Source organism: Tenacibaculum maritimum NCIMB 2154, from assembly GCF_900119795.1.
Taxonomy (GTDB): Bacteria; Bacteroidota; Bacteroidia; order Flavobacteriales; family Flavobacteriaceae; genus Polaribacter; species Polaribacter maritimus.
In genome coordinates this window covers 2339752-2359183 of sequence record NZ_LT634361.1, presented here as the reverse complement: position 1 = coordinate 2359183, position 19432 = coordinate 2339752, and the positions used below count along the sequence as shown (strand labels likewise).

12 protein-coding genes and 3 tRNA genes are annotated in these 19432 nt (G+C 32.7%); 9 read left to right on the top strand and 6 right to left on the bottom strand.

The window, feature by feature from the left end; genetic code table 11:
* The first annotated feature begins 113 nt into the window (after positions 1-113).
* A complete protein-coding gene (gene gyrA, locus MARIT_RS10475; protein ID WP_024740989.1) occupies positions 114-2606 on the top strand; it encodes a DNA gyrase subunit A in 2493 nt (830 codons plus the stop codon).
* Between the two features lie 37 nt (positions 2607-2643).
* Positions 2644-3888 (top strand): tetratricopeptide repeat protein, encoded by a 1245-nt coding sequence (locus MARIT_RS10470; RefSeq protein ID WP_024740988.1) that lies wholly within the window; start codon positions 2644-2646, stop codon positions 3886-3888.
* Between the two features lie 61 nt (positions 3889-3949).
* Here MARIT_RS10470 and MARIT_RS10465 read toward each other — a convergent pair whose 3' ends face one another.
* Both MARIT_RS10465 and MARIT_RS10460 read right to left on the bottom strand, forming a co-directional pair.
* Positions 3950-4723 (bottom strand): C40 family peptidase, encoded by a 774-nt coding sequence (locus MARIT_RS10465; RefSeq protein ID WP_100211488.1) that lies wholly within the window; start codon positions 4721-4723, stop codon positions 3950-3952.
* A 29-nt stretch (positions 4724-4752) separates the two neighbouring features.
* Positions 4753-5928, bottom strand: coding sequence for an acetyl-CoA C-acyltransferase (locus tag MARIT_RS10460; protein ID WP_100212030.1), 1176 nt, complete (start codon positions 5926-5928; stop codon positions 4753-4755).
* A 128-nt stretch (positions 5929-6056) separates the two neighbouring features.
* Between MARIT_RS10460 and MARIT_RS10455 the strand changes: the two genes are divergently transcribed.
* The 5 genes from MARIT_RS10455 (at position 6057) to MARIT_RS10435 (ending at position 9609) form a co-directional block, all read left to right on the top strand.
* On the top strand, positions 6057-8120 hold the full coding sequence (locus MARIT_RS10455) for an HD family phosphohydrolase (RefSeq protein ID WP_024740985.1): 2064 nt from the start codon (positions 6057-6059) through the stop codon (positions 8118-8120).
* A 120-nt stretch (positions 8121-8240) separates the two neighbouring features.
* A tRNA-Ser gene (locus tag MARIT_RS10450) sits at positions 8241-8324 on the top strand.
* A 19-nt stretch (positions 8325-8343) separates the two neighbouring features.
* Positions 8344-8418: transfer RNA gene (locus tag MARIT_RS10445), tRNA-Pro, on the top strand.
* A gap of 29 nt (positions 8419-8447) precedes the next feature.
* Positions 8448-8521: transfer RNA gene (locus tag MARIT_RS10440), tRNA-Arg, on the top strand.
* 245 nt (positions 8522-8766) lie between these two features.
* Complete coding sequence (locus MARIT_RS10435) at positions 8767-9609, top strand: hypothetical protein (RefSeq protein WP_100211487.1); 843 nt, start codon at positions 8767-8769, stop codon at positions 9607-9609.
* Positions 9610-9688: 79 nt separating this feature from the next.
* Here MARIT_RS10435 and MARIT_RS10430 read toward each other — a convergent pair whose 3' ends face one another.
* From MARIT_RS10430 to MARIT_RS10415, 4 genes are all read right to left on the bottom strand, one after another.
* On the bottom strand, positions 9689-10408 hold the full coding sequence (locus tag MARIT_RS10430; protein ID WP_024740983.1) for a YebC/PmpR family DNA-binding transcriptional regulator: 720 nt from the start codon (positions 10406-10408) through the stop codon (positions 9689-9691).
* Between the two features lie 203 nt (positions 10409-10611).
* Positions 10612-12597 (bottom strand): DUF3352 domain-containing protein, encoded by a 1986-nt coding sequence (locus MARIT_RS10425; RefSeq protein ID WP_100211486.1) that lies wholly within the window; start codon positions 12595-12597, stop codon positions 10612-10614.
* Positions 12598-12632: 35 nt separating this feature from the next.
* Positions 12633-14261, bottom strand: a complete 1629-nt coding sequence (locus tag MARIT_RS10420) for an acyl-CoA carboxylase subunit beta (protein ID WP_100211485.1) — start codon at positions 14259-14261, stop codon at positions 12633-12635.
* A gap of 59 nt (positions 14262-14320) precedes the next feature.
* Entirely contained in the window at positions 14321-15799 is a 1479-nt protein-coding gene (locus MARIT_RS10415) for a helix-turn-helix domain-containing protein (protein ID WP_167381783.1), read from the bottom strand.
* Positions 15800-15948: 149 nt separating this feature from the next.
* Between MARIT_RS10415 and aceB the strand changes: the two genes are divergently transcribed.
* A complete protein-coding gene (gene aceB / locus MARIT_RS10410) occupies positions 15949-17544 on the top strand; it encodes a malate synthase A (RefSeq protein ID WP_100211484.1) in 1596 nt (531 codons plus the stop codon).
* A gap of 100 nt (positions 17545-17644) precedes the next feature.
* Positions 17645-19261, top strand: a complete 1617-nt coding sequence (locus MARIT_RS10405; RefSeq protein ID WP_100211483.1) for an isocitrate lyase — start codon at positions 17645-17647, stop codon at positions 19259-19261.
* The last annotated feature ends 171 nt before the right edge of the window (positions 19262-19432 follow it).

Sequence of the window (19432 nt, the reverse complement as noted above, 5' to 3'; positions counted from 1 at the left end):
TTAAAAAAAATATTTTTTTTAAAGCGAAATGAAAGTGATTTTTAGGAAGGGTATAATTCTAGGAATGACTTTTTTAAACAAAACAAAATAGTAATTAATAATAAAAGTAATATATGGCAGACGGAGAGAAGTTGATTCCGATTAACATTGAGGAACAAATGAAATCTGCGTACATCGATTATTCGATGTCGGTAATTGTATCGAGGGCACTACCAGATGTAAGGGATGGTTTAAAACCTGTACATAGAAGAGTTTTATTCGGAATGCATGAATTAGGAATTAAAGCAACAGGAGCATATAAAAAATCAGCAAGAGTTGTAGGAGAAGTATTAGGTAAGTATCATCCCCATGGAGATACATCTGTATATGATTCTATGGTACGTATGGCACAAGATTGGAGTGTTCGCTATATGATGGTTGATGGACAAGGAAACTTTGGTTCTGTTGATGGTGATAGTCCTGCAGCGATGCGTTATACTGAGGTAAGAATGCAAAAGATCTCAGAGGAAATGTTAGCTGATATAGAAAAAGAAACAGTAGATCATAAGTTAAATTTTGATGATACTTTACAGGAGCCTACTGTATTACCAACACGTATTCCTAACTTGCTAGTAAATGGCGCTTCAGGAATTGCTGTGGGAATGGCAACAAATATGGCACCTCATAATTTAACAGAGGTAGTGAATGGAACGATAGCTTATATAGAAAATAGAGATATCGAAATAGACGAGTTGATGCAGCATGTTAAAGCTCCTGATTTTCCTACCGGTGGAATTATTTATGGGTATGATGGAGTACGTGATGCATTTCATACAGGTCGTGGCCGTATAGTAATGCGTGCCAAAGCTACTATTGAAGAGGTAAAAGGACGTGAGTGTATTGTGGTAACTGAAATTCCTTATCAAGTTAATAAAGCAGAGATGATTAAAAAGACTGCCGAATTAGTGAATGATAAAAAAATAGAAGGAATAGCTAATATTCGCGATGAGTCGGATAGAAAAGGAATGCGTATTGTTTACATATTAAAGCGAGATGCTATTCCTAATATTGTTTTAAATAAATTATTTAAATATACACAGCTTCAAACATCATTTAGTGTTAATAATATTGCACTGGTAAATGGGCGTCCAGAGCAGTTAAATTTAAAAGAATTAATTCATCATTTCGTAGAGCATCGCCATGAAGTAATAGTGCGTAGAACAGAATTTGAACTAAAGAAAGCAGAAGCAAGAGCTCATATTTTAGAAGGACTAATTATTGCTTCAGATAATATTGATGAAGTAATAGCAATTATCCGTGGATCAAAGAATGCAGATGAAGCACGTGAAAAATTAGTAGAACGTTTTGAATTGACCGAAATACAAGCAAGAGCTATTGTTGAAATGCGTTTGCGTCAGTTGACAGGACTGGAACAAGATAAACTACGTGCTGAGTATGATGAAATCATGGAAACGATTACTGATTTAAAGGATATTCTAGCAAATGAACCTAGACGTTATCAAATTATCACAGATGAATTAGTACACATTAGAGATAAATATGGTGACGAGCGCCGCTCTGAAATCCACTATGCGGGAGGAGATATGCGTATTGAAGATATGATACCAGATTCTAAGGTGGTGGTAACTATTTCTAATGCAGGGTATTTAAAACGTACGAATCTTGATGAATATAAAGTTCAAAATAGAGGAGGACGTGGACAAAAAGGAGTTGCTACAAGAAATGAAGATTTCTTAGAACATTTATTTGTTGGAACGAATCATCAATATATGATGTTCTTTACCCAAAAAGGAAAAGTATTTTGGATGCGCGTATATGAAATTCCAGAAGGAGGAAAGAATGCGAAAGGAAGGGCTATTCAAAACTTAATAAATATTGAGCAAGATGATAAGGTAAAAGCATTTTTGGTAACTCAAGATTTAAAGGATGAAGCTTATGTGAATAGCCATTATGTGATTATGGCGACAAAGAGAGGTCAGGTAAAGAAAACACCTTTAGAGCAATATTCTAGACCAAGAACTAATGGTATTAACGCAATAACGATAAAGGAGGATGATGAATTGCTTGAAGCAAAACTAACTACAGGAGATAGCCAAGTAATGTTAGCTTTAAAATCAGGAAAAGCTATCCGTTTTGAAGAAGCTAAAACTAGGCCGATGGGAAGGACTGCTTCTGGTGTAAGAGGAATAACATTACAACATGATGAAGATGAAGTAATTGGTATGGTTGCTGTAAATGATATGGAAAGTAATATTCTTGTTGTTTCAGAAAAAGGATATGGAAAACGCTCTAAACTAGAAGATTATAGAATAACGAATAGGGGAGGGAAAGGTGTTAAAACACTAAATATTTCAGAAAAGACAGGAGAGCTAGTAGCAATCAAAAATGTTGATGATTCTAATGATCTAATGATTATTAATAAATCAGGTTTAACTATAAGGTTAGCAGTAGAGGATTTACGTGTTATGGGACGTGCAACTCAAGGAGTGCGTTTGATTAATATTAAAAAAACTGATAGTATTGCTGCAGTAGCTAAAGTAATGCATGAAGAAGAGGATGAGGAAAATGGCATAGAAATTGAAAATAATTCAAATGAATTAACATAAAACATTAAAAATTATCCAAATTAAATATCAAATCAAGATGAAAAAACAAATCTTAACACTTTCTTTAGGATTCATGTCAATAGGATTGATGGCGCAGAAATCAGAGTTGAAAACAGCTGATAAATCAATAAGAAATAAAGATTTTGCAGGAGCTATTACAGTAATTGAGTCATTAAAAAGTTCAATAGGTGAGGCAGATGCTAAGTACCAAGCAAAGTATTACTATTTAAGAGGTAAAGCTTTTGCAGGAAAAAAAGATTATAAAGAAGCAGCTAAAGCATTTAATGATTTAATGGCTTTCGAAAAAAAATCAGGAAAAGCAAAATATACTAAGGAAGCAGCTCCTATGTTGAACGAGATGATTCAAGAAGTTTCTCAAAAAGCAATAGGACTGTATAATAACGATAAGGATTATAAAAATGCTGCTGAGAATTTTTATTTAACCTACTTACTAAGTCCAACAGACACAGCTTTTGCTTTCAATGCTGCTATTTCTGCATCGCAAGCAAAAGATTATGATAAAGCTTTAGAATATTATAAAGAGTTAAAAGAAAAAGGATATACGGGGATTGCTGTTGAGTATTTAGCAACTAATAAAGTGACAGGAAAGGTTGAAAATTTAGGTTCTAAGACGCAAAGAGATTTAATGGTAAAAACTGGTCAATATATAAAGCCAGAAAATAAAACTACTGAATCTAAGCATGCAACAATCGTAAAAAATATTGCTTTAATTTTAAAAGAACAAGGAAAAACAGATGAAGCAATAGCAGCATTGGTTGAAGCTCGTAAAGCAAATCCTAAAGATTTAAACTTATTATTAAACGAGGCTGATATGTATATTCAGTTAAAACAAATGGATAAGTTTGGAAAATTAATGGAAGAAGCTGTAAAAATGGATCCAAATAATCCTACTTTATATTATAACTTGGGAGTTACTAACTATAACCAAGGTAGAGTAAAGGAAGCAAAGGATTATTATAAGAAAGCGATTGAATTAAACCCTGAGTATTCAGATGCTTATATGAATTTAGCAGTGGCTACTTTAGAAAAAGACAAAGCTATTGTTGAAGAAATGAATAAAAACTTATCAAATTTTAAGAAGTACGATGCGTTGGCATTACAACAAAAAGAGGTATATAAAGAAGCTTTGCCGTATTTAGAAAAAGCAGATAGTTTAAAGAGAAGTATTGATACGGTAAAAACATTGATGAATTTATATGAAGTTTTAGAGGTTTCAGATAAGGCTAAAAAATATAGAGAAATCTACCAGTCAATGAAATAATAAAAAGTTTATTTGTAGCAATAAAAAAGCGGAAATATTAATTAATATTTCCGCTTTTTTATTAGGGTATTATTTTTTTTATGACTCGGAGCTTATGAGTGTGTTTATGGGTATCTATATTATAAATACCACTATGATCTAGTTTGTCAATACGCACTTTACCATGTGCATGAATGATGTTATAATCGCTCATAATAATTCCTACATGAGTAATAATACCTTCGTCATTGTCAAAAAAAGCTAAATCACCAGGTTCACTTTCTTCTATAAAACTTAGTACATTTCCTTGAGCTGCTTGCTGTTTGGCATCACGAAGTAAATAGTAGCCGCAAAGTTTATAAACGGTTTGTGTAAAACCAGAACAATCGATGCCAAACGGGGTTTTTCCTCCCCATAAATAAGGAGTATTTAAAAACAAGAAAGCCTTTTCAATGATAGCTGATTTGGGGAGTTTTTCAGATAAACTCTTTCCATCATATGAAAAAATATGTTTGTTTATTTTGAAATTACTTCCATTAAAGAAAGGAAGGGTTGCTCCAATAGGTATCGTGGTTAAATGGTTGTTGTTATCTGTAATAAAATCGATTAATTCACCAGAATAGTATTGCTTGTTATCAGATAAAGTATTGAAAACTTCCTCTGTAATTTCTTCGTATTGTTTACGATCAATATAGCCTTCGTAATTATCAAAAGCTAAACAAATTTTACTCCATTTGTCTTCTTGCTCTATAATTTTAAAGTGCTCGCCAAATAGTACTTGACTAACCATTTCTGAAGTATCAGTAGGTGCTATACGAAGTGGAACAATACTTAAATTACAAATGCCGTAGCGCATATAAAAATTGTAAATTATAAAATGTTAGATTAAATTTTCTCAATAACTATAGCACTAGCTCCACCGCCTCCATTACAAATACCAGCAGCACCAATTTTAGCATTATTTTGTTTTAAGATAGAAGTTAAGGCAATGACAATTCTCGCCCCAGATACACCTAATGGATGTCCTAAAGAAACGGCACCTCCATTGACATTTACTTTATCAGCTGCTAAACCTAAGATTTTCATATTTGCTAATCCTACAATAGAAAAGGCTTCGTTCAATTCAAAATAATCAACATCGTCTATAGTTATATTAGCCTTAGCCAACGCTTTAGGGAGTGCTTTTGCAGGAGCTGTTGTAAACCATTTAGGTTCATGAGCAGCATCTGCATACCCTTTAATCTTGGCTAGAGGTTGGATGCCTAGTTCTTTTGCTTTTTCAGCAGACATTAGAACTAATGCAGCTCCTCCATCATTGATTGTAGAGGCATTTGCAGCGGTAACAGTACCTTCTTTGGTAAAAGCAGGGCGTAAAGCAGGGATTTTTTCCATTTTTACGTTTTTATATTCTTCATCTTCAGAAAAAATAATAGGAGCTCCTCTTCTTTGAGGAATTTCTACAGGCACTATTTCGTCGTTAAATTTACCTTCGCTCCAAGCTTTTGCAGAACGATTATAAGATTCGATAGCAAAAGCATCTTGATCTTCTCTAGAAAATTCGTGTTCAACAGCACATTCATCTGCACATACCCCCATAGCAACTTGCTCATAAACATCTACCAATCCATCTTTTTGTAATCCATCTTCCATTTTTACTGGACCAAATTTAGTAGCAGTCCTAGCATGTTGGTAATGTGGAATCATACTCATATTCTCCATTCCTCCAGCAACTACAACATCGGCATCTCCTAAAGCTATAGTCTGCGCAGCTAACATGATAGATTTCATACCAGAAGCACACACTTTATTAACGGTAGTACATGGTACAGAATTAGGTATTCCAGCAAAGATAGCCGCTTGACGCGCGGGAGCTTGTCCCAATCCAGCAGAAACAACATTCCCCATAAAAACTTCTTCAACCATTTCTGGGATTAAATTTATTTTATCTAAAGCTCCTTTTATAGCAATAGCACCTAATTTTGGTGCAGGTATTGTAGATAAACTTCCTAAAAAGCTTCCAATAGGTGTTCTTGAGACTGATACGATAACGACTTCCTTCATTTTGTTCATTAGTTATGTTGTTACTCTGAATTTTACATTGCGAAAATAACCTTTTTTCAGGAATAAATAAATTCATTTTTTGTTACCGCCCCTTTTTAGAGTAAGTTTGTCTTTTTAAGAGCTTTTCAATGAATAATTTTATTAATAAAATATATAAAAACAATACAATTGTTTATAAGGGATTATTGTTTTTAGTAACGGCCATTTCTATTGTATATCTATTGCCAAAAGGGGGGCAGTTCAAGTATGATTTTAACAAAGGGAAACCCTGGCAATATGATAATTTATATGCTACTTTTGATTTTGCAATTCAAAAAACAAGCGAAGAAATTGATTTAGAAAAAAAAGAAATCAAAGAAAATATAAAACAATTTTTTGAGTATGACCTAGATGTTTTTAAAGAAGTAAAGGAAACATTTAAAGATCGAGTACAATTAATTAAATTGAATGATGAATTATCTTTAAAAGAATGGAATAAGCTTACAGAAAAAGGAACTATTATTATTGATAAAGTGTACGATCATGGATTTTTAGATGTGGCAAGCCAGCAAAAAATTAATAATATATCAGATATTGTTGCACTTAGGAAAAAGAACGAGGTAGAAGATATATCTTATAAAAAATTACTGAGTACCAAAGGGGTTTTTAAAATTATAACAGACAATTTAGGAGATACTCCGTATGCATACGGGCAAAATCAACTATTGAATATTCTTTCAGAAATACTAAAGCCTAACGTATCATTTGATAGTAGTTACACAGAAAGAGGGCTTAATGAAGCATTGGGTAATATTTCATACACCAAAGGAAAGGTTTCCGATGGAGAGCTTATTATTTTGAAAGGGGATATTGTTGAAGGAAGAAAATTAAACATCTTAAATTCTCTAAAGAAAGAGTCTGAGTCAAAAGTTTGGACAGAAGCAAATTATAATTGGATTGTTTTTGGGTATGCTATTTTAGTTTCCTTAGCGTTATTAATGTTATTGCTTTTTTTAGAGAAATATCGTAAAGAGATCTTTGAAGATAATAATAAAGTTACGTTCATTTTCTTTAATATATTTTTAATGATATTAATACAAACGATGGTAGTAAAATACAATGCATCTTATTTATACATTGTACCGCTGAGCATTTTACCAATTATTTTAAAGGCGTTTTTTGATGCTCGTTTAGGATTGTTTGCTCATGTACTCACAGTATTGTTATTAGGATTTATAGTACCTAATAGCTTTGAGTTTATTTATTTGCATATTATAGCAGGAATTGTTACTATTTTAACAGTATCAGAATTGTATAGAAGAGCAAATTTATTCATATCTATAGGGCAAGTAACATTAATATATATGTTAACTTATTTTGCTTTTTCTATTATTAAAGAAGGAAATGCATCACAAATTAACTTTACTTATTTTGTGCTATTTGCAGCGAATGGTTTACTCTCATTTTTATCCGTATTTTTTATTTATTTTTATGAGAAGGTATTCGGATTGATGTCTGATGTAACCTTATTAGAATTGTCTAATACCAATTCTAGATTGCTAAGAGAGTTAAATGAGAAAGCACCAGGAACATTTCAGCATTCTATGCAAGTAGCAAATTTAGCAGAAGCGGCAGCCAATGAAATAGGAGCAAACTCTATGCTAGTTCGTACTGGAGCATTGTATCATGATATAGGAAAAATTTTAAATCCTATGTATTTTACAGAAAACCAATCTACAGGAGTAAATCCTCATAATGATCTTTCAGCAAAAGATAGCGCTCGCATTATCTTAGATCACGTTATTAAGGGAATTGAATTAGCAAAAAAGTATAAGTTACCAGATAGAATTATAGATTTTATAAGAACTCATCATGGAACAAGTTTGGTCTATTATTTTTATAAGAAAGAGCAAGAAGAAAACCCAGGAGAAGAAGTAGATCCTAAAAAATTTCAGTACCAAGGACCTATTCCTTTCTCAAAAGAGACAGCTATTTTAATGATGTGTGATGCAGCAGAGGCTGCTTCTAAAAGTTTAAAAAATCCAACGGCGCAATCCATAGACAACTTAATTAATAAAATCATAGAGAAGCAAAAATCAGAAGCTCAATTCGTAAATTCGGATATAACATTTAGAGAAATAGAGTTGATTAAAAAAGTGATCAAAAAAAAATTAATGAATATCTATCACCTAAGAGTCGAGTATCCAGAATGATAGCTTAATTACGAAAAAAAAGTTTAAAAAAAGTTCAAAAAAAAGTTGTGTAATCCCTTTTGTGGTTATATATTTGCACTCGCAATTTGAGATGTGAGAAATCAAACCAAAAGTTGCAAAGGAGAGGTGCCAGAGTGGTAATGGAGCAGATTGCTAATCTGTCGACGGGTAACTGTCGCCAGGGTTCGAGTCCCTGTCTCTCCGCAAAAAAAAAGATAACCTTCGGGGTGTAGCGTAGCCCGGTTATCGCGCCGCGTTTGGGACGCGGAGGTCGCAGGTTCGAATCCTGCCACCCCGACACTGTTTTCGTAGAAACATAAAAACTACGGGCTCTTAGCTCAGCTGGATAGAGCACCTCCCTTCTAAGGAGGCGGTCGAAGGTTCGAATCCTTCAGGGCTCACTTAAAGCTTCACTTTAATTAGTGAAGCTTTTTTGTTTTTATAAAATTTTGAAAGGATCATTCCTATTTGGGATTAATGCTTGGAACTGTGAGGGTAGTGGGAAAGACAGCGCTCTGATAATGATAAGAAGTTAAGCTTTGTATGGCTTCCTGTTAAAGAAAGTAGGGGAAAGTACTTGTCTTTTATAAAAAATGTTTAAAAATTTAGAAGATAACTTCTAGTTGCTAACTTAAGAGATAATGAAATGAATAAGAAAGTAATGTCTATTTTAAAGAAAATATATTTTCATGAAAACGGATTTTATAATGCGGAACTAGATAGGCATGAGCATAAAATTCCTAGTTCGGTAAATGGAGAAGCACTGAATTTGTTGAAAATCAGTGGCTTTTTGCCAAATAACTTTGAGGTTTTTGAACATGATGACTCTTTAGAAAGATTAATAGGATTAAAAAAGAATAATAAATTAACATTAGCCTTTGCTAAGGCTATGTTTTTAAAAGGTATTTCAGGAGAGTTTCCGCGAGGAAGGCAAACATTAATGAGTTATATTTATACTAAAAACTTAGTAAAACACGAATTTGAGGGAGAAGAAGTTTGTGAAATATGCGGATTGCCTAAAAAGAAAACGATTGATAAAACAGAACAACTTTATACGTATTACTTGGGGCATTCATGGAATGAGATGCCTATTCATAATTTAATTGAATTGGAAGAGGTCCTAACGTATGATTTGCCAAAAGTTACTGAGGAAGATGATACTAGATTAGTCAAACTATTAGATGTAGTAGCAGATGCAATGCCTGATGAAACGCCTGGGAGATTAGAAAAGAGAATTGCTAAAAGTAAATTATTACCTAAAACGGATAGGTACAAGCGATATGGTATTTTGTTAACATTATCAGAGTGTGGAGTGTTACCGAATAATTTGGTAGCATCTAAGTATGATGAGTTTTTAACGGTAAAGGAAATTAACGAGGCGAGTAAAAAACTAAAAACTTCTCACCGTTCTGATATCGTATTGCCTTTGGGAGCTTGGAAAGGAAAAGAAGGAGTGAATTACAAGCGATATAGAGAAATATTTGGGTAAGTAATAATTTGTAATAAAAATAAAAAACCCTTTAGCTAGTGAAAGGTAAAGGGAGTTGAGTTCATAACTATGTTATTTTCTATTCTACAAGCATAGAGTGATATACATTTTGCACATCATCATCTTCTTCTAAGCGCTCTAGTAATTTTTCTACATCAGCTTGTTGCTCAGCTTCTAATTTGTTAGTTGTCGTAGGAATTCTTTCAAAACCAGAAGATAAAATTTCTAAATTGTTTTCTTCTAGATATTTTTGAATAGCTCCGAATTGCTCAAAAGGAGCGTAAATTAAGATACCGTCTTCATCCTCAAAAACTTCTTCCACATCAAACTCAATCATTTCTAGCTCAAATTCTTCTAAATCTACTTTTAAGTCTTCTGCTTTAATTCTGAAGTTGCAAGCGTGATCAAACATAAAAATAACGGAACCAGAGGTGCCAAAGTTACCGTTACATTTATTAAAAGCAGCACGCACGTTTGCTACAGTTCTATTATTATTATCGGTAGCGGTTTCTACAACAATAGCAATACCGTGAGGAGCATATCCTTCAAACAAAACTTCTTTATAATTTGCGGTATCTTTATCAGATGCTTTTTTAATGGCTCTTTCAACATTGTCTTTAGGCATGTTTGCCGCTTTTGCATTTTGAATAACAGCTCTTAAACGGGCGTTGGTTTCAGGATTAGGACCTCCTTCTTTTACAGCCATAACAATATCCTTACCAATTCTGGTGAATGTTTTTGCCATTGCTGACCAGCGTTTCATTTTTCTTGCTTTTCTAAATTCAAATGCTCTACCCATTTTTGTATTAATTTTGATATAGAGCAAATGTAGAAAGAACAAAGGTTATTTACAAGAAATGTTTGGGGATAATCCTGTTCGTTTATTCAATTTATAGAATAAAAATAAGAATGTTTTAGATAGACTTATAAAAGAAAGCAATGTTTTTCTAATATAAAAAACATTGCTTAACTATTTTTTTATGATTTAATAGGTAGAGAAAGTTAGAAGTCTTTTTTTGAGAAAAGTTTTCCATCTTCTTTAGAATAAGCTCTCCAAATACCTACTTGTTTTCCTTTTTTAAATTTTCCGTTAACTTTAACTTTTCCATTTTTGTAGTAAGAAGTATAATCACCGTGTTTGCGACCATCTTTTAATTCTACTTCGAATTTTAACTCGCCTGTATCATAATACTTTTTATAGGAAGAGGCACTTAAGTCTGTAGGGAATATTTCTGAAAGGGTGAAAATATTTTCTTCAGCTGTAGTTTCTGAGATACCTTTTATTTTAGTGAGTTCTTTTTGAAGTTGTTTATCCGCTAGTAATTGTTTGTTTACTAGCTTAGGATCTTCATGAAACAATGCTAGATAACTCTTGAATTGCCCGCCATCAGATGTTAATTGTAAACCTATTTGAGAAAAAGAAATAAAGTAATCTTTGTTTTTGGTGAGCTCATTACGAGTTTTCCTATCTGTAAAACTTAGTAAATCTTCATAAATATAAGGAGTATTTATATAAAGAAACATACTTGATTTTTGGTTGAATTGATCGTTAAAACTAGTATAATTTTTAGAAGAAGAAAGTGTAAAATTAGCAATTTTAGTATTTATAATTTCTTTCAAGGTGTTAGGGCTATTACTAAAAATAACACAATCATCAATAATAGTGAAATAAGGCTTTTCCATTTTCTCAAATAAATTGCCTGCCAAAATCTTAAAGAACCCCTTTAAATCTAAAAAGTTAATGACATAATTTTTATAATTTATTTGTTTGAATTTTAAAGGTGTTTTTTCTTTGATTTGAGAAAGGAGAAAATTTAAATTTTCCTTGGCTTTATCAATATCATTTGTTTTTAAAACGGCAGCAACATCTTTTTGCTTTTTTGAAATAGCATCATTAATGTGGAGTATTGCAATTTCATTGCCAATCCAGCTAAAAACATGCTTTTTAAGATTAATGTCCAATTGATCTTCAATCTCAGTTACTTGTTTGGTGTAAGCTTCAAAGCTTTCTTGATTTTCCTCATTAAGAGCTTCGAAATTGTCATGAAAATCTTTAAAGCTATCAAAAGCAAAGCTTAAATATAGGGCCGTATTTTTAGGAGCAATGTTGGCAATAGTTCTTTCTCCTTTGCCTGACTTTTGTAATGCTTGAAGGTAGCTATCGGAAGAAGGTTTAAAATTAGTGTGTCCTTCTGCTTGAATTAGTACACTTTCCTTTAGACCTACATCGAAACCAGAGTACAACCAAGAGTTTTGAATAACATTTAAAGGTTTTAAGTTTATTTTGTTAGAAAAGCACGATAGGTAATTTTTAAGGTATTTATATTGTATAAAAAGTTTAAAAAATCCATCACGAGTAACTTCTTGATTGATTTCAATAAAGTTTAAATCTCTTCCAATAATAGGTACTGCATATTGATCAATTGCGTTTTCAACCAATATATGGGTATAAGAGGCAATTAGCTGGTTTTTTATAAAAGAAATATATAAAGTCTCTCTTTTTTTTCTATCATACAGTTCGGTAATCTCATGGTTGTGATACTTACGCTTAGTAACGTTAAAGTTATTTCCTGCTAGTTTTGAAATATTATTTTTTAAAAATTCAAGTTTTGAAAGTTTTTGTAGGTCAACGGTATAAAATAAACCATATTTTTTAGGTTTATAAACATGAACAGAAATCAATAAATTTCGCTCACCAAGAAATTGAATTAGCTGTTGCTGTTCTTTAAAAGTCTGATCTAAATTATGTAAACTTTCGGTAACGCCTCTAAAATAAGAATTTTGTTGTAGGTGTTTCCAAATGGTACTATGACTTATTTCATCCCAAGTATCAATAGGTCGTTCAGTATCTATAATAAAAACAGCATCTTTAGGAATTAAATATATAGGGTTGATGTTGTCTTCGTTTGTACTAGTAAAAACATATGCTTGGTAAGCTATAAAACCAAGTATGATGATAATGATTGTTGTGATAATTCCTTTTTTCATAGAATGATGCTGTTTTTAAGGGGGATTGATAAATATTAAACTTGTAAAACGCCTAAGTTGAAAGGTTTTTCTATTGGAGCATGATTTGCTGCTTCAATTCCCATAGAAATCCAAGTTCTAGTATCTAAAGGATTAATAACAGCATCGGTCCATATTCTGGAAGCTGCATAGTAAGGCGATATTTGATTGTCGTAACGTGATTTTATTTGATCAAAAAGTTGTGCTTCTTTTTCGGGAGTAATTTCTTCTCCTTTTTTCTTTAAAGAAGCCGTTTCTATTTGCAGCAATACCTTTGCAGCAGAATTTCCACTCATTACTGCTAGTTCTGCGCTAGGCCATGCGGCAATTAATCTAGGGTCATAAGCTTTTCCACACATAGCGTAGTTTCCGGCTCCATAAGAATTTCCTATAATAATGGTAAATTTAGGAACCACAGAGTTACTTACGGCATTTACCATTTTAGCTCCGTCTTTAATGATGCCTCCATGCTCAGATTTACTACCAACCATAAAACCAGTAACATCTTGTAAGAAAACTAAGGGAATTTTCTTTTGATTACAATTAGCAATAAAACGAGTTGCTTTATCGGCACTGTCGTTATAAATAACGCCTCCAAACTGCATTTCTCCTTTTCTAGTTTTGACTAATTTTCTTTGATTAGCCACAACTCCTACAGCCCAGCCGTCAATACGGGCATAGCCGGTGATAATTGTTTTACCATAGCCTTCTTTATATTGTTCAAATTCAGAATTATCAACCAAACGTTTGATGATTTCTAGCATATCATATTGCTCATTACGAGCTTTTGGTAAAATTCCGAAAATATCTTCTTCTTTTTCTTTTGGAGGGAAAGCCTTTTTTCTACTAAAGCCAGCTTTATCATAGTCGCCGATTTTATCAATGATATTTTTTATTTTATTAAGAGCATCTTTATCATCACAAGCCTTGTAGTCTGTCACTCCTGAAATTTCGCAATGAGTAGTTGCACCCCCTAGTGTTTCGTTATCAATACTTTCACCAATTGCTGCTTTTACTAAGTAGCTGCCAGCCAAGAAAATACTAGCTGTTTTATCTACAATTAAAGCCTCATCACTCATAATAGGTAAATATGCTCCACCAGCAACACAGCTACCCATTACGGCAGAAATTTGAGTGATTCCCATACTGCTCATAATAGCATTATTTCTGAAAATACGGCCAAAGTGCTCTTTATCCGGAAAAATTTCATCTTGCATAGGTAGATAAACTCCAGCAGAATCTACTAAGTAAATAATGGGTAATTTATTTTCAATAGAAATTTCTTGAGCGCGTAAATTCTTTTTTCCAGTAATAGGAAACCAAGCACCTGCTTTTACAGTAGCATCATTGGCAACTACGATGCATTGTTTTCCTTGTATGTATCCAATTTTAACAACAACTCCTCCAGAAGGGCACCCGCCATGTTCTTTATACATTCCATCTCCAGCAAAAGCGCCAATCTCAATAGATTTAGCATTATCATCTAACAAATAGTCGATACGTTCACGAGCAGTCATTTTTCCTTTTTCGTGATGTTTGTCAATACGTTTCTGTCCGCCTCCTAAGGTTACTTTGGCAAAGCGTTTGCGTAAATCAGAAGCTAGTAATCTATTGTAATCTTCGTTTTTGTTGAAGTTAATATCCATAAAGTTGTCTTGTTTAGATGTGCTAAAATAAGAAAATCATAAGAAAATTCAAGTATGTTTTATTGATATGAGAGAATGATATTTTCTACGGTCTTTTCAATCTCATAGTGTTGATTTTGACGTTCTAACCTCCAGGGTTCTGCAACGCGCTCTAAGCAGTTTTGAACAGGGCATGTTTCGCAAGTGACTCCTACAGTATTTTTGTTAAAAACCCCTTCTTTAAAAAAATGAAGTTTCTTTTTTAAATGCGGAGATAATAGCATTCCGATGCTTACACTTCGAGTAATTTCTTTTTTAAAAGGATCAGGTGTTGCAGAAGATAACACAAGGTATTCGTGTTTCTGATTTTTATAAGAGGAGATTTGAACCCCAAAAGTAGCTTTGTTGTTTTTTGAATTTTCTAAATCTTGAATGGTCTTTATAGAAATCCATCTTCTACAGTAGTGCTCATTGTTTCTATTTGCATGAGGTGCCTGTTGCTGAGTAATGTGGAGTTCTTTGTTTAATCTGTATAAAGGAGAATTCTTTTTGTGAGTGAATCGCAAAAAAAACAGATTTTTGATATTAAAGTGTTTAGGCAATATATTAGTTAATCGTTGGTAGAAGGTTTCGTGCGAGCAATTATAGTGTTTGATTATTTTATGTAATTCAAAAGGGTTCCAATTATCTAAGGCAAAGAAATTTGTTAGTTGCTCTGTGATAGTATTTTTAGGAATGATCAGAGCGCCAGCAAAATAAGAAGCAATAAAGTTGTTTAAAACCTGATCAAAACTGTCAAATTTAACCCAAGGAAATGTATATAGCCTGTTTTTTATGTTTAAAAAATTATAAGCTAGTTCTTTAGCATAGATAAACGTTTTTTGAGCTTCACTTATCTTGTCATATATAAGTAAGGTGTTTTTCTTGGGGATGAAAATAGTTCTTAATTCTGATAAGTTCTCGTGTTTGGAAAGCTCTTTATCGTTAATTGTGTAATGAAATTCTTCTATTAGTATTTCTTTTAAATCCTTAGAAAGTATAGGTTGGGTTAAATCGATATGGTATGATTTGGCAAAATTTTCGACTTCATTTTCAATTTCTTCAAAATAATTATTATGCGCTTCTTGATAAGAGCGAAGAGCGGCCAAAAAAAAGCTTTCTCTTGTTAAGTTGTAGTTTTGAGAAATTTTAATAATAGTGCTAATAAAAGCATTTACCTTAGCAGGAGCATTTGCTATGATATCAATTAAGTTATTTTCTTTAATGCCAAATAAGTCTAACGGAATTTCTTTAAGAATCTTTGATTGTAAAATTTCTCCTATAGGAGCTAAGTTTTTATCTAATTTCAAAGAAACTAAGTGGTCATAAGGAACTTCTAGGTTTTCTGATAAAAGTACAATTTTATCGGTTTTTGGGTATTTTTTTCCTTTTTCAATTTCATTTAAATACGATTTAGATAAACCAGTAAGTTTAGCTAAGCCAAAGAGAGAAAGCTTTCTTTCAGTTCGTATTTGTTTTAATTTGAGTCCAAAAATTAAGCGGATATATTCTTCTTCCAAGATAATCAATTAAAATATTCGTAATTCAAAGGTATGTAAATTAGCGAATTAATAAAAAATAATATTTTATTAATTTTAGCGAACGTTCGCTTGTAGAGTTCAATTATATTTTATAATATTGTAATGTAAAATTGAAAAAATAAATAATCATGGAACAAAAAAATAGTATAAAGGAAGTTGATTTTAAGGGGTTTGAATCGCATCGGTATCGGGAGATTTTATCAGATGAAGCGAAGGTTTTTCTATTAGAGTTACATGATAGGTTTAATAATAAACGATTGATGTTGCTAGAGGAGCGACAACGAAAACAGGATGTTTTTGATACAGGAAAATATCCTACTTTTCCAATAGAAACAAAAGATATTCGTGAAGGGAATTGGGTGTGTGCAGAATTGCCAGAAGATCTGCTAGATAGGAGGGTTGAAATTACAGGTCCAGTGGATAGAAAAATGGTTATCAATGCATTGAACTCTGGAGCTAAAACATTTATGGCAGATTTTGAAGATAGTAATTCTCCAGGGGTTGTAAATCAGTTAAATGGTCAAATGAATCTAAGAGATGCTGTTAATGGAACTATTTCTTTTTATAATGAAAAAAAGGATAAATCCTATCAATTAAATGACAAAGTAGCTACTTTGTTAGTTCGTCCAAGAGGGTTGCATTTAAATGAAAAACATTTTTTAGTTGAAGGTGTTGAAATGTCGGGATCTTTAGTAGATTTTGGGCTGTATTTTTTTCATAATATAAAAACATTGAGAAAAAAAGGTTCAGGAGCTTATTTCTATTTACCAAAATTAGAACACTATACAGAAGCTCGCTGGTGGAATGATGTGTTTGTTTTTTCGCAAGATTATTTGAATATCCCCCAAAAGTCAATAAAAGCAACGGTATTGATTGAAACCATTACGGCTAGTTTTCAATTAGACGAAATTATCTATGAACTAAAGGAGCATATGGCAGGTCTAAATTGCGGAAGATGGGATTATATTTTTTCATATATCAAGAAATTTAGAAACCATTCAGATTTTTTAGTGCCTAATAGAGATCAGGTGACAATGACAACTCCCTTTATGAAGGCATATTCATTACGGGTAATCCAACGTTGCCATAAAAGAAAAGTACATGCTATGGGGGGAATGGCGGCGCAAATACCAATAAAAAACAATGAGGAAGCGAACGTATTGGCTTATGCTAAGGTGAAAAAAGATAAGGAGCAAGAGGTTAAAAATGGACATGACGGAACTTGGGTTGCTCACCCAGGAATGGTTGCATTGGCAACAGAGGTTTTTGATAAATATATGAAAACAAAAAATCAAATTCATGTTACCAGAGAGGATGTGAATGTAACCGAAGAAGATTTAGTAGAATGGCCAAAAGGAACCATAACAGAGGAAGGGATTCGTAAAAATATTAATGTAGGTATTTTGTATATAGAATCATGGTTGAGAGGAAATGGTGCTGCGGCAATATATAATTTGATGGAAGATGCCGCTACAGCAGAAATATCAAGAACTCAAGTATGGCAATGGTTGCATAATAATGCTGAGCTAGAAGGAGGTACGAATTTTTCTATGGAAATGTATGAACAATTAAAGTTAGAAGAAATAGCGCAGATAAAAAAATATGTAGGACACTCTCAGTATGAAGAGGGAGAGTTTGATAAGGCTATTCAAATTTTTGACGACTTAGTGCTAACTAGAGATTTTGTAGAGTTTCTAACATTGCCTGCATACCAATATATATAAAGAGATATAATATAATAAATAAAAAAGCCCCTAAAAAATGCGGCAACATTTTAAAGGGGAGGTTATCCGATAATAAAATAACTCATTAAAAAACAAATTTATGAAAAATTTAGCTCAAGGAAGTTATAATTCAGCGTTAGAAATAGTAAAATCTCTTAAAAAGAAATATGGGGATACTTGGAATGCTATAACTCCTGAAAATGCTGCTAAAATGATTGTTCAAAATCGTTTTAAAACAGGCTTAGATATTGCTAAATATACGGCAGCTATTATGAGAGAAGATATGGCTGCTTATGATGCAGATGCCTCAAAATATACACAATCATTAGGATGCTGGCATGGGTTTGTGGCTCAACAAAAGATGATTGCTATTAAAAAGCATCATAAAACAACTAGTAAGAGGTACTTGTATCTTTCAGGATGGATGGTGGCTGCCTTGCGCTCAGAATTTGGACCATTACCAGATCAATCTATGCATGAGAAAACAGCAGTTCCTGCTCTGATTAAAGAAATTTATGATTTTTTACGTCAAGCAGATGCTATTGAATTGAATGATTTATTTAGAAGACTTGAAAAAGGGGAGGATGTACAAGAACGAATAGATAATTTTGAGACGCATATAGTGCCTATTATAGCTGATATAGATGCTGGATTTGGAAATGAAGAAGCTACTTATTTGCTAGCAAAAAAGATGATAGAAGCTGGAGCTTGTGCTATTCAAATAGAAAATCAAGTGTCAGATGCTAAACAATGTGGGCATCAAGACGGTAAGGTAACGGTACCTCATGAAGATTTTATAGCTAAATTAAATGCAATTAGATATGCTTTCCTAGAATTAGGGATAGAAGAAGGAATTATTGTAGCAAGAACAGATTCTGAAGGGGCAGGACTTACTCAAAAACTACCTGTTAGTCAGGAATCGGGTGATTTAGCGTCAAGATATTTAGCATTTGTAGAAACAGAGGAATTGAGTGTTGAAGAAGCTAATGAAGGTGATATATTATTAAAAAGGGAAGGGAAGTTGGTTCGTCCTATGAGGTTGGCAAATGGGTTATATAAATTTAAGGAGGGTTCTAATATAGATAGGGTAGTGCTAGATTGTATTACAAGTCTTAAAAATGGAGCTGATTTGTTGTGGATTGAAACTCCAACACCACACGTAGGACAAATCGCTCATATGGTAAACAGGGTAAGAGAAGTGATTCCAAATGCAAAATTGGTATATAATAATTCACCCTCGTTTAATTGGACACTTAATTTTCGTAACCAAGTTTATGAAGCGATGGAGGCAGAAGGGAAAGATGTTTCGATGTATGATAAGAATAACTTAATGGATGCTAGATATGATGGATCTGAACTGTGTAAATTAGCAGATGAGAAGATTCGAACTTTTCAGGAAGATGGGGCAAGAGAAGCTGGGATCTTTCATCATTTAATCACGTTACCTACTTACCATACAACAGCACTTCATATGAATGATCTTACAGAGGGCTATTTTGGAAAAGAAGGTATGTTAGCTTATGTGAGAGGAGTACAACGACAAGAAATACGTAAAGGAGTTTCATGTGTTAAGCATCAGCGAATGGCAGGTTCAAATTTAGGAGATGATCATAAGGTGTTTTTTGCTGGAGATAAAGCACTAAAAGCGGGAGGAGAGAAAAATACTTCTAATCAATTTGAAACAGGTAAGCAGGAAGTAAAGAAAGCTCTAGTTTAGCTTTAAAGAATGTTTTTTAATAGAAAAGAATTTATAATTAGTTGTTTTATAAATTTTTAGTAGTGAAGTAGCTTCCTTGATCATTATCAAGGGAGCTTTTTAGAAGTGTTAAATTTATGACAGCTCCTTAATGGCATCATTATTTATGGAAGAAAAGTATTGTTTTTTAGA

Excerpts from the sequence above, each read along its gene's own strand:
- MARIT_RS10460 (WP_100212030.1), bottom strand. The coding sequence starts at position 5,928 with ATGAAGGAAGTCGTTATCGTATCAGTCTCAAGAACACCTATTGGAAGC.
- MARIT_RS10465 (WP_100211488.1), bottom strand. The coding sequence starts at position 4,723 with ATGCGCTACGGCATTTGTAATTTAAGTATTGTTCCACTTCGTATAGCA.
- aceB (WP_100211484.1), top strand. The coding sequence starts at position 15,949 with ATGGAACAAAAAAATAGTATAAAGGAAGTTGATTTTAAGGGGTTTGAA.
- MARIT_RS10470 (WP_024740988.1), top strand. The coding sequence starts at position 2,644 with ATGAAAAAACAAATCTTAACACTTTCTTTAGGATTCATGTCAATAGGA.
- MARIT_RS10425 (WP_100211486.1), bottom strand. The coding sequence starts at position 12,597 with ATGAAAAAAGGAATTATCACAACAATCATTATCATCATACTTGGTTTT.
- MARIT_RS10435 (WP_100211487.1), top strand. The coding sequence starts at position 8,767 with ATGAATAAGAAAGTAATGTCTATTTTAAAGAAAATATATTTTCATGAA.
- MARIT_RS10405 (WP_100211483.1), top strand. The coding sequence starts at position 17,645 with ATGAAAAATTTAGCTCAAGGAAGTTATAATTCAGCGTTAGAAATAGTA.
- MARIT_RS10455 (WP_024740985.1), top strand. The coding sequence starts at position 6,057 with ATGAATAATTTTATTAATAAAATATATAAAAACAATACAATTGTTTAT.
- gyrA (WP_024740989.1), top strand. The coding sequence starts at position 114 with ATGGCAGACGGAGAGAAGTTGATTCCGATTAACATTGAGGAACAAATG.
- MARIT_RS10420 (WP_100211485.1), bottom strand. The coding sequence starts at position 14,261 with ATGGATATTAACTTCAACAAAAACGAAGATTACAATAGATTACTAGCT.
- MARIT_RS10430 (WP_024740983.1), bottom strand. The coding sequence starts at position 10,408 with ATGGGTAGAGCATTTGAATTTAGAAAAGCAAGAAAAATGAAACGCTGG.